Genomic DNA, 10,789 nt, shown 5'->3' on the forward strand with positions numbered 1-10,789 from the left:
CGCCCGGGCCGCCCCCCGTCAGCTCCCGCCGCCCGCCATCATCTGCGCGGCGCGACGGGCCATCTCGTCGGGCGCCACGTCCTCGACGTGGGTGGCGACGCTCCAGCGATGGCCCCACGGATCGTCGAACGCACCGGCCCGGTCGCCGTAGAACTGGTCCTCCACGGGACGGAACACCGTGGCGCCGGCGGCCACGGCGCGCTCGAACACGGCGTCGACGTCGTCCACGTACACGGCGATGCTCACCGGGGAGCCGCCGAGCTCCTTGGCCGTGCGGTGCCCCATCTCCGGGAAGGCGTCGGAGAGCATGATCACCGAGTCGCCCAGCTGGAGCTCGGCGTGGCCGATCTTGCCCCCGGGCGCCGGCATCCGCATCCGCTCCTTGGCACCGAAGACGTTCGCATAGAACTCGATGGCGGCGTCCGCCCCGTCGATCGGAAGGTACGGGGAGACGGCCGGGTACCCGTCGGGGATCGGCTTCACACTGCCCATGGGGTCCTCCTTCTGTCGAACGTACGTTCGCCGAGCCTAGCCCGGAAGGGCGGCTCGGGCAAGGGGGCGGGCACCTCAGCCGGCGCAGCAGCTGGAGTTGCCGCCCGGCAGGGCGACGGGGGTGAGCGCCTCGGGGTCGAGGAGGTCGCCGAGGGCGGAGCGGGCGGCGGCGAACCCGTCCGGGTCGACGGCGTACAGCGTGAACCCGTCGGCCCGCCGGCTGCGCACCAGCCCCGAGCGCACCAGCACGCCGAGGTGGTGGCTCACCAGGGGCTGGGGCAGCGACTCGCCGTCGACCAGGTCCCGCACGCACCGCTCCCGCTCCCGCAGCGCCCCGAGGAGCCGGAACCGCTTGGGGTCGGCCAGGGCCCGCAGCACGGCCTGCACGTCGACGTCGACCACCGGGCGAGCGTCGCAGAGCCCCGGCCGGCGGTCAAGAGCCCCGGGCGTGCCGGCTACTCCCACTCGATGGTGCCGGGCGGCTTCGACGTGATGTCGAACGCCACCCGGTTCACGCCCGGGACCTCGTTGATGATGCGGCTCGACATGCGCTCGAGCACGTCGTAGGGGATGCGGGCCCAGTCGGCCGTCATGGCGTCGTCCGAGGTGACGGCCCGGATGACGACGGGATGGGCGTAGGTGCGCTCGTCGCCCATCACGCCCACCGTCCGCACGGCCAGGAGGACGGCGAAGCTCTGCCACACCTGGCGCTCCAGACCGGCCCGCCGCATCTCCTGGAGCACGATGGCGTCGGCCGCCCGCAGGATCTCCAGGCGCTCGGGGGTGACGGTGCCCACGATGCGCACGGCCAGGCCCGGCCCCGGGAAGGGCTGGCGCCACACGATCTCCTCGGGGAGGCCGAGCTCCTCGCCCACCGCCCGCACCTCGTCCTTGAACAGGTTGCGGAGGGGCTCCACCAGCTCGAAGTTCATGTCGTCGGGGAGGCCGCCCACGTTGTGGTGGCTCTTGATGCGGGCGGCGTCCTTGGTGCCCGACTCGATGATGTCGGGGTAGAGCGTCCCCTGGACGAGGAAGCGGGCGTCCTGGAGGTCCTTGGCCACCTCCTCGAACACCCGGATGAAGGTCTCCCCGATGATCTTCCGCTTGCGCTCGGGGTCGATGACGTCGTTCAGCGCCTCGACGAACCGGTCGGCCGCCTTCACGTGGACCAGGTCCACCCCGAACTGGCGCCGGAAGGTGTCCTCCACCTGCTCGGCCTCGCCCGCCCGCATCAGGCCCGTGTCGACGAACACGCAGGTGAGGTTGTCGCCCACCGCCTTGTGCACGATGGCCGCCGCCACCGCCGAGTCGACGCCCCCGGACAGCCCGCAGATGACCTTCTCGTCGCCCACCTGGGCCCGGATGTCGGACACCTGCTGCTCGATGACCGAGGTCATCGTCCACGACGGGCGGCAGCCGGCGACCTCGTACAGGAAGTGCTTGAGCACCTCCTGGCCGCGGGTGGTGTGCACCACCTCGGGGTGGAACTGCACGCCGAACAGGCGCCGGTCGGGGTCCTCGATGGCGGCCACCGCGTCGGGCGTGGTGGCCACGACGCGGAAGCCGGCGGGCGGCACGGCGATGGAGTCGAAGTGGCTCATCCACACGTCCTGCTCGAGCGGCAGGTCGGCGAAGAGGGCGGAGCCGTCCACCACCGTCATGGCCGTCCGCCCGTACTCGCCCCTGCCGGTGCGGCCCACCTCGCCCCCGAGCTGCTGGGCCAGGAGCTGGGCGCCGTAGCAGATGCCGAGCACGGGCACGCCGGTGTCGTACAGGGTGGGGTCGACCGACGGCGCGCCCTCGACGTGCACCGACTTCGGGCCGCCGCTGAAGATCACCGCCGCCGGCCGGCGGGCCATCATCTCGGCCGCCGGCATGGTGTGGGGGACGATCTCGGAGTAGACGTGCGCCTCGCGCACCCGCCGGGCGATCAGCTGGGCGTACTGCGCGCCGAAGTCGACGACCAGGACGGTGTCGAAGCTCGGGCCCGTTGCGCGATCGCGCGCCAGGGGGTGGCGCGCGATCGCGAAGTGAACGGCGGCCCCAGGCCCGCTCGGCGCCGTACCGCTCATCCGCCGGCCTACTGCCCCATGCCGACGTGCTGCGAGCGCTGGAGGTCCTTGCCCTCGGTCTGCAGCGCGGGCGCCACCATGACCTCGGCCTTCTGGAACTCCTTCACCGACTGGTACCCGCATGTCGCCATCGAGGTGCGCAGGGCGCCGAACAGGTTGAGCCGGCCGTCGTTCTCGTGGGCGGGGCCGACCAGGATCTCCTTGAGGCTCCCGCGGGCCTTGGTGCGCACCCGGGTGCCCCGGGGCAGCGTGGGGTGGAACGTCGCCATGCCCCAGTGGAAGCCCCGGCCGGGCGCCTCGTGGGCGGCGGCCAGCGGCGAGCCCATCATCACGGCGTCGGCCCCGCAGGCGATGGCCTTGGCGATGTCGCCGCCCCGGCTGATGCCCCCGTCGGCGATGACCTGGACGTACACGCCCGTCTCGTCGAGGTGGCGCATGCGGGCCCCCGCGGCGTCGGCGATGGCCGTCGCCTGGGGGACGCCCAGCCCGAGGACGCCCCGGGTGGTGCAGGCGTTGCCGGGGCCGACGCCGACCAGCACGCCGACGGCTCCCGTGCGCATGAGGTGGAGGGCGGCGTGGTACGAGGCGCACCCGCCGACGATCACGGGGACCTCCAGCTGGCGGATGAACTGCTTGAGGTTGAGCGGCTCGACCGTCTTGGAGACGTGCTCGGCCGACACCACCGTGCCCTGGATGACCAGGAGGTCGAGCTCGGCGTCGAGGACGGCCTTGGCGTACTGCTGGGCCCGCTGCGGCGTGACCGAGGCGCAGGCCACCACGCCGGTCTCCCGGATGTCCTTGATGCGCCGGGTGATCAGCTCCAGCTTCACCGGCTCGGAGTAGATCTGCTGCATGCGGGCGGTGGCCTTGGCGTCGTCGAGACGGGCGATCTCCTCGAAGAGCGGCTCGGGGTCCTCGTAGCGGGTCCACAGGCCCTCCAGGTTCAGCACGCCGACGCCCCCCAGCCGCCCCACCTCGATGGCGGTGGCCGGGCTGACCACCCCGTCCATGGCCGACGCCATCAGGGGCAGCTCGAAGCGGAAGGCGTCGATCTCCCAGGCGATGTCCACGTCCTCGGGGTCCCGGGTCCGGCGGCTGGGGACGATGGCGATGTCGTCGAACCCGTACGCCCTGCGCCCCGACTTGCCGATGCCGATCTCGACCTCAGCCACGACCCCTCCCGTTCGCTCCCGAAAGAGGGATTCTACGCCCGGGAGGCTGGGAAGCCGGGAACCGGCGGCCCGTCCCCGGTTCGGCCCGGTGGCTCCGTCACCGGCGCCCGGACCTCGACGCCCGCCCGGCCGCGGCGGGCGGCGGTGAGGCCGCGGCGCCGGGGCCCGCCGGCGGCCGGACGGCACCGGGTGGCGACTTGCGCACCCGCCGGGTCGGCGGCGCGGCGGCGGGCCCCGCCGCTGAGTCGGCCGCCGGCTGGTCGGCCGCCCGGGGCCCGGGCGTGGGCTGGCCGGCCGCCGGCTGGTCGGCCGCCCGGGGCCCGCCCCGCTCCACCTCGAGCTCGGGCTCGGCCGCCGGGGGCCCGCCCCGCGCCGCCTCGGGCGGGGGCTGGCCGGCCTCCCGCGGCTCGTCCGGCGCCGGCTCGGGCGCCGTGGACGCCGGGGGCGCCGGGCCCCGAGCGGCCACCCCCTTCCCGCCGGCGCGGCGGGCGGCGGTGCGCTCCAGCACCTCGGTGGTCTCCTCGGGTGGCAGGCCGGCGCCCTCCAGGACGCGGCGCAGCTCCGCCGCCGCCTCCGCCTCGGCGTCCTCGCGGACCGACCGCCGCGGCCCGCCGCCGTCCGAGGGACGCGACAACCGGAAACCTCGCATGTGCTCCTCCTCTGTCGGGCCCGCCGTCAGGAGATGGCGGGCACCACGTCGGGGCCGCCCGCCGGCGGCCCGGCGGGTGAGGGCCCGGAGACGGCCGGCGTCCACTCCACGCCGGCCAGGAGGGCCGCCGCCTGCGACGCGTAGCGTACGGCCACCGACTCCCGGCCGGCGAACGCGTCGCGCTCGCTCGAGTAGAGATTGAGCACGCCGAGCGCCCGCCCGCGGGCGGTGACCGGCACGGCGAGCGTGCTGCGGACGCCACGACCGAGGGCGACGTGGGTGAACTCGGGCCACGACCGGGCGGTCGACAGGCAGGAGACGTTGAACACCTGCAGCTGGCGGAAGGCGTCGACGGCCGGGCCCCGCTGCGCCGTCCACTGCGCCTGCTCCAGCTGGCACCCGAGCAGGCTGGTCCCCACGACGGTGACCGGGTCGTCGCCCCGGACGACGCTCACCACGGCCGCCCCGCACCCCGGCACCGACGAGCGGACCTCCTCGACGACGAGGCGCAGGCCGTCGCCGTCGGGAACGCTCGCCACCGCCATATCGGACACACGGTAGCCCCTAGTGGCAGACCTAGTAAGGCGCGTCCGCACTGTGCGCGGCGACAGGTATGGACGCGCCACGCCCCCGCCGCGGCGTACACGGCGGGGGCGGCTCAGGACGAGGACGGAGGGCGTCAGCCCGCCACGATCTCCCGATGGGCCTGCACGGTGGACTCCAGCAGCTCCCGGAGCCCGCCCTTCTTGAGGTCGGCCATCACCCGCCCGGGCGGGAGGTCGCCCCGCTCCCACTGCATCCAGGAGGCGAGGAGCTTCTCGGGGTCGGGCGGCGGGATGTCGGCCACCGAGCTACATCAGCCCCGCGGTCGGCAGCCCCGAGAAGGCGTTCCCCGACGCGTACTCACGCTGGTAGGCGCGCGCGCCGGCGACGTTGACCTCGGGCTCGTGCTCGGGCTTGTCCGCCACGAGGCACTCGGTGGTGAGGAGCATGGCCGCGATGGAGGAGGCGTTCTGGAGGGCCGAGCGGGTGACCTTGGCGGGGTCGATGATCCCGGCCTTGAACAGGTCCTCGAACTGCCCGGTCGCCGCGTTGAGGCCGATGCTCCCGCTCTCCCGCTCGGTCTGCTGGACCATCATCGGGCCCTCCAGGCCGGCGTTGTAGGCGATCCACTTGAGGGGCTCCTCGAGCGCCCGGCGGACGGCCCTGGCCCCGGTGGCCTCGTCACCGGTGAGGGTGGCGATGAGCTCGTCGACGGCGGGGCGGGCCCGGACCAGGGCGACCCCCCCGCCGGGGACGATGCCCTCCTCGATGGCGGCCCGGGTGGCGGAGAGGGCGTCCTCGATGCGGTGCTTCTTCTCCTTGAGCTCCACCTCGGTGGCGGCGCCGACCTTCACGATCGCGACGCCGCCGGCCAGCTTGGCCAGCCGCTCGGTCAGCTTCTCGCGGTCCCAGTCGGAGGTGGCCTCGTCGATCTCCCTGCGGATGGCGTGGGCCCGCTCCTTGATGGCGTCGGGGTCGCCGCCGCCGTCCACGATCGTGCAGTGGTCCTTGGTGACGATCGCCCGTCGTGCCGAGCCGAGCATCTCGAGCGTGACGTTCTCCAGCTTCACGCCCAGCTCGGACGAGACGATCTGCCCGCCGCACAGGATGGCGGCGTCCTGGAGCATCTGCTTGCGGCGGTCGCCGAAGGCGGGGGCCTTCACGGCCGTCGAGTTGAACGTGCCCCGGATCTTGTTGACCACCAGGGTGGCCAGGGCCTCGCCCTCGACGTCCTCGGCGATGATCAGCAGGGGCCGGCTCGCCTGCATGACCCGCTCGAGCAGCGGCACCAGCTCGTGGACGGCCGAGACCTTCTGGTTGGCGAAGAGGATCAGCGGGTTGTCGAGCACCGCCTCCTGCCGCTCCTGGTCGGTGACCAGGTGAGGCGAGAGGTAGCCCTTGTCGAACTGCATGCCCTCGGTGAACTCGACCTCCATGCCGAAGAGGTTGGACTCCTCGATGGTGACCGAGCCGTCCTTGCCCACGCGGTCGATGGCGTCGGCCAGGACCTCTCCGATGCTCGGGTCGGCAGCCGAGATGGAGGCGACCTGGGCGATCTCGCTCCGGTCGTCCACGTCCTTGGCCTGGGCCCGGATGGCCTCGACGGCGACGGCGGTCGCCTTCTCGATGCCCCGCTTGAGCGACATGGGGTTGGCGCCGGCGGCCACGTTGCGCAGGCCCTCGTGGATGAGCGCCTGGGCCAGGACGGTGGCCGTGGTGGTTCCGTCTCCGGCGATGTCGTTGGTCTTGGTGGCGACCTCCTTCACCAGCTGGGCGCCCATGTCCTCGAAGGTGTCGTCCAGCTTGATCTCGCGGGCGATGGTGACGCCGTCGTTGGTGATGGTGGGGACGCCGAACTTCTTCTCGAGCACCACGTTGCGCCCGCGCGGCCCCAGGGTGACCTTCACGGCGTTGGCCAGGCGGTTCACCCCGCTCTCGAGGCTCCGGCGGGCCTGCTGGTCGAACCTGATCTGCTTCGGCACTACTTGGTCACCTTGGCGAGCACGTCGCGGCCGGTGAGGATCAGCAGGTCCTCGCCGTCGATGGTGATCTCGGTGCCGCCGTACTTGGAGTACACGACCTTGTCGCCGACCTTCAGGTCCAGCGGGATGACCTCTCCGGTGGTGTCGGCCCGGCGGCCGGGGCCGACGGCGAGCACCTCGCCCTGCTGGGGCTTCTCCTTGGCCGTGTCGGGGATGACGAGGCCCGATGCGGTCTTCTCCTCCGACTCGCTGGGACGGACCACGATGCGGTCATCGAGCGGTTGCAGGTTCATAGCTTCGTCCTCCGGGACTGTCGTTAGCACTCTCGCCTGTCGAGTGCTAACGATAGGCGCGGCCGGGCGCTACGGCAAGCGCGCACGGCGCCCGGGGCGCGTCGCTACGACCCGACCACGACGGGCAGCCCGAGGTTCGGGTCGGCGCCCACATTGAGGGGCGTGGGCCCGTCCGACAGGAGCCGGAAGTACCCGGCGGCGGCGACCATGGCCGCGTTGTCGGTGCACAGGTCGCGGCTGGGAAGGAAGCCGCGCAGGCCGTCGGCGATGCACGCGTCGAGAACCCGCTCGCGCAGGCGGGTGTTCGCCGCCACGCCGCCGCCCAGGACGATGCCGGTGGCGCCGACCTCGGCCGCCGCCCGCTGGGCCTTGGTGACCAGGACGTCCACCACCGCCTCCTGGAACGACGCCGCCACGTCGGCCACCGGCACGTCGGGGTGCTTGCGGACGTAGTTGACGACCGACGTCTTGATGCCGCTGAACGAGAAGTCGTAGCCCTCGCGCAGCAGGCCACGGGGGAACTCGATCGCCTTGGGGTCGCCTTGCATGGCCAGGCGGTCGATGGCCGGGCCACCCGGGTACCCCAGGCCCAGGAAGCGGGCGACCTTGTCGTACGCCTCGCCGGCGGCGTCGTCGATGGTGGAACCGAGCAGCCGGTAGCGGCCGTGGCCCTCCATCGAGACGAGCAGGGTGTGCCCGCCGGAGACGATGAGGACGACCAGGGGCGGCTGGAGGTCCGGCTCCTCCAGGAAGGCGGCGTAGATGTGCGCCTCCAGGTGGTTGACGCCGACGAAGGGCACGCCCCACACCAGGGCCAGCGCCTTCGCCGCGCTGAGGCCGACGAGGAGGGACCCGACCAGGCCCGGCCCGACGGTGGCGGCCACCGCCCCCACCCCGTCGCCGTCGATGCCCGCCTCCACCAGGGCCTCGGCCACCACCGGCGTGAGCAGCTCGACGTGGGCGCGGCTGGCCAGCTCCGGCACCACCCCGCCGAAGGCGGCGTGCAGGTCGACCTGGCTGCTGACGACCGACGACAGCACCTGGTGCCCGTCGACCACCACGGCGGCCGCCGTCTCGTCGCACGACGTCTCGATCCCCAGGACCTTGAGCGGGGGAGGTGTGGCGGTCGGAGTCGCGGTGTCGGTCATCGGGCTTCCTGTTCGGGGTCGATCTCGGTGGCGGCGCCGCCGGCCGCGTCCAGCCGGGCCTCGATGCCGGACAGCCGGCGACGGTAGTCCACGCCGTCGATGTCGTTGGCCCACATCACGAGGGCGTCCTCGTTCGTCTCCACGTAGTAGTTCTTGCGCACGCCGGCGGGGGCGAAGCCGAACCGGCGGTACAACGACTGCGCCCCGTCGTTGGTGACGCGTACCTCGAGGGTCAGGTGGCGGGCGCCCCGTTCCAGGGCCGTGCGGGCCATCCGGAGCAGGAGCCGCGAGCCGATCCCGTGGCGTTGCCACCGCGGGTCCACGGCGAGGGTGGTGACGTGGCCGTCCTCGCCGCTCAGCATGAGCCCCGAGTACCCGGCGACCATGCCGTCGACCAGGGCGACGGAGTAGGCGCGGGTGCTGCGCAGGGCCAGCTCGCTCATGAACAGACGCAACGACCACGGCCGCGGATAGACCTGCGCCTCGATCCTCAGCACGCCCCGCAGGTGGCGCCGGCGCATGGGCGTGAGGACGACGTCCGGCGGCCCCACGGGCTCGGGGACCCGGGCCGCCACTACGCCCTCCCGCCGCCCGGCCCGGCCTCCCGGGGGACGCCGGGGTCGCCGTCGTCAGGCACTCTGGCGGCGTTCCCAGTTGATCTCGGCGTCGGCCTTCCGGAGGTACATCGGCTCCAGCTCCGACGGCTGCACGAACTCCTCGCGCAGGGCCTTGGCGTGGGCGAGCTGCACCAGGGCGGCCGGCGAGGGGTAGGCGAACGCGCCGTCGGCGATGGAGAGGTGGCGGGCGTCGTCGAAGGCGCGGCCGTAGCGGACGGCACCGTCGCCCACCAGCAGGCAGTCCTCCCCCATCGCCATCAGCTCCGAGGCCAGCTCGGCCGGCGCGCACACCCGCGGGTTCGCCACCCGTTGGACGCCGCCGGGGACGGGCCGGTACAGGGCGGCGAACACCTCGCCGCGGCGGGCGTCGACCACCGTGGCGATCAGGCCCTCGGTGTGATGGAGGGCGAAGGCGAGCAGGTCGAGGCTGGACAGGCCGAGCATCGGCACCCGCAGGGCGTGGGCCAGCGCCTTGGCCGTCGCCACGCCGACCCGCAGGCCGGTGAACAGCCCGGGGCCCACGTCGACGGCCACGACGCTGACCTCACCGAGCTGGACCCGCGCCTGCTCGCAGACGAACTGGACCGCCGGGACCAGCGTCTCGGCGTGCCGGCGGCCCCGTGCCGCCGTGAACGACGCGAGGGCGCCCTCCACGCCGCCGAGGGCGCATCCCACCTGCATGGTGGCCGTCTCGATGCCGAGGATGATCACGCCGACCACCGGTCCAGGGCGCCCCGCAGGGCGCCTGCCCGCGGCGCCCACGCGGGGCCGACGACACGCGCCGAGATGTGGCGGTCGTCGTCCCCCTCGCCGAACTCGAGGCGGATCTCCAGGTAGTCGGCCGGCAGCACGGGCGCGATGACGTCCCCCCACTCCACGAGGGCCACGCCCCCGTCGTCCAGCAGCTCGGGCAGGTCCAGGTCGGTGACCTCCCGGAGGTTGTCCATCCGGTAGGCGTCGGCGTGCACCAGGGTGAGCCGGCCGTGGTAGGTGCGCACCAGGATGAACGTGGGGCTCACCACCGGCTCGGTGACGCCGAGGCCGCGGGCGAAGCCCTGCACCAGGGTCGTCTTGCCCGCCCCCAGGTCCCCGGACAGGAGGACGACGTCGCCCGCCCGGGCCACGGTGGACAGGGCGGCGCCCAGCTCCCGGGTGTCCTCCGCCGACTTGGTGAGGACGCTGATCACACCGGCACCGCCAGGTGCTCCTTGGCCCGCACCAGGTCGGCCCGGATGCCTGCCATGGCCTCGCCCGCCGATCCGCTGCGCAGGACGAACGACGGGTGGTAGGTGGGCACGACGACGGCGTCCCGGTACCGGTAGGCGCGGCCCCGCAGGGCCTTGATGCCGGCCGAGGCGCCGAGAAGCAGTCGAGCGGCGAAGTTCCCGAGGGTCACGATCACCCGGGGGGCGATCAGCTCGATCTGGCGCTCGAGGTACGGACGGCACGACGCCACCTCCTCGGGGAGGGGGTCGCGGTTCCCGGGCGGGCGGCACTTCACCACGTTGGCGATGTAGACGCTGTCCCGGCCGACGCCCAGCTCCTCCCGCAGGAGGCGGTCCAGCAGCTGCCCCGACCGGCCCACGAAGGGCTCGCCCTTGAGGTCCTCCTCGTGCCCCGGGCCCTCGCCCACGAACATCAGGTCCGCCGAGGGGTCGCCCACGCCGAACACCACGGTGGTCCGCCCGCCGGCCAGCGGGCACCGGGTGCAGGACAGGGCCTCGCGTTCCAGCTCCGCCAGGGCGAGCACGACCGCGAATGGTAGTGGCGAGCCGGGGTGCGGACGGCCGGATCGGGGCGACGAACGGGGCTGAGGCCCGC

14 protein-coding genes are annotated in these 10,789 nt (G+C 73.4%); all 14 read right to left on the reverse strand.

All coding sequences use genetic code 11. The features are described 5' to 3' along the window. Positions 1-18: 18 nt before the first annotated feature. The gene (locus VM242_07160; protein HVM04931.1) at positions 19-492 is read right to left on the reverse strand and encodes a VOC family protein; all 474 of its coding nucleotides are present in this window, start codon (positions 490-492) and stop codon (positions 19-21) included. 75 nt (positions 493-567) lie between these two features. Then, positions 568-894: a metalloregulator ArsR/SmtB family transcription factor gene (locus VM242_07165; protein ID HVM04932.1), complete on the reverse strand. Its 327-nt coding sequence runs from the start codon at positions 892-894 to the stop codon at positions 568-570. A gap of 53 nt (positions 895-947) precedes the next feature. Continuing rightward, positions 948-2,564 (reverse strand): glutamine-hydrolyzing GMP synthase, encoded by a 1,617-nt coding sequence (gene guaA / locus VM242_07170; protein HVM04933.1) that lies wholly within the window; start codon positions 2,562-2,564, stop codon positions 948-950. 8 nt (positions 2,565-2,572) lie between these two features. Then, positions 2,573-3,736, reverse strand: coding sequence for a GuaB3 family IMP dehydrogenase-related protein (locus VM242_07175; GenBank protein HVM04934.1), 1,164 nt, complete (start codon positions 3,734-3,736; stop codon positions 2,573-2,575). 97 nt (positions 3,737-3,833) lie between these two features. Next, positions 3,834-4,370: a hypothetical protein gene (locus VM242_07180; protein HVM04935.1), complete on the reverse strand. Its 537-nt coding sequence runs from the start codon at positions 4,368-4,370 to the stop codon at positions 3,834-3,836. A gap of 41 nt (positions 4,371-4,411) precedes the next feature. Next, entirely contained in the window at positions 4,412-4,924 is a 513-nt protein-coding gene (locus VM242_07185) for a GAF domain-containing protein (GenBank protein HVM04936.1), read from the reverse strand. A gap of 140 nt (positions 4,925-5,064) precedes the next feature. Continuing rightward, positions 5,065-5,232 carry a hypothetical protein gene (locus tag VM242_07190; protein ID HVM04937.1) on the reverse strand — a complete coding sequence of 56 codons (168 nt, stop codon included), beginning with the start codon at positions 5,230-5,232 and terminating at the stop codon, positions 5,065-5,067. Positions 5,233-5,236: 4 nt separating this feature from the next. Continuing rightward, positions 5,237-6,910 carry a chaperonin GroEL gene (groL, locus tag VM242_07195; GenBank protein ID HVM04938.1) on the reverse strand — a complete coding sequence of 558 codons (1,674 nt, stop codon included), beginning with the start codon at positions 6,908-6,910 and terminating at the stop codon, positions 5,237-5,239. Further along, positions 6,910-7,203, reverse strand: coding sequence for a co-chaperone GroES (gene groES, locus VM242_07200; GenBank protein HVM04939.1), 294 nt, complete (start codon positions 7,201-7,203; stop codon positions 6,910-6,912). Before groES ends, groL begins: the two co-directional genes overlap by 1 nt. 104 nt (positions 7,204-7,307) lie before the next feature. Then, a complete protein-coding gene (gene tsaD, locus VM242_07205) occupies positions 7,308-8,351 on the reverse strand; it encodes a tRNA (adenosine(37)-N6)-threonylcarbamoyltransferase complex transferase subunit TsaD (GenBank protein HVM04940.1) in 1,044 nt (347 codons plus the stop codon). Continuing rightward, complete coding sequence (rimI, locus tag VM242_07210) at positions 8,348-8,926, reverse strand: ribosomal protein S18-alanine N-acetyltransferase (GenBank protein ID HVM04941.1); 579 nt, start codon at positions 8,924-8,926, stop codon at positions 8,348-8,350. Before rimI ends, tsaD begins: the two co-directional genes overlap by 4 nt. Positions 8,927-8,980: 54 nt before the next feature. Continuing rightward, positions 8,981-9,688 (reverse strand): tRNA (adenosine(37)-N6)-threonylcarbamoyltransferase complex dimerization subunit type 1 TsaB, encoded by a 708-nt coding sequence (tsaB, locus tag VM242_07215; protein ID HVM04942.1) that lies wholly within the window; start codon positions 9,686-9,688, stop codon positions 8,981-8,983. Beyond that, the gene (gene tsaE / locus VM242_07220; GenBank protein ID HVM04943.1) at positions 9,676-10,155 is read right to left on the reverse strand and encodes a tRNA (adenosine(37)-N6)-threonylcarbamoyltransferase complex ATPase subunit type 1 TsaE; all 480 of its coding nucleotides are present in this window, start codon (positions 10,153-10,155) and stop codon (positions 9,676-9,678) included. The genes tsaB and tsaE overlap by 13 nt, the downstream gene beginning before the upstream one ends. Then, positions 10,152-10,718, reverse strand: coding sequence for a uracil-DNA glycosylase (locus VM242_07225; protein HVM04944.1), 567 nt, complete (start codon positions 10,716-10,718; stop codon positions 10,152-10,154). The genes tsaE and VM242_07225 overlap by 4 nt, the downstream gene beginning before the upstream one ends. Positions 10,719-10,789 lie beyond the last annotated feature (71 nt).

The organism is Acidimicrobiales bacterium, from assembly GCA_035540975.1.
In the GTDB taxonomy this organism is placed as follows: domain Bacteria; phylum Actinomycetota; class Acidimicrobiia; order Acidimicrobiales.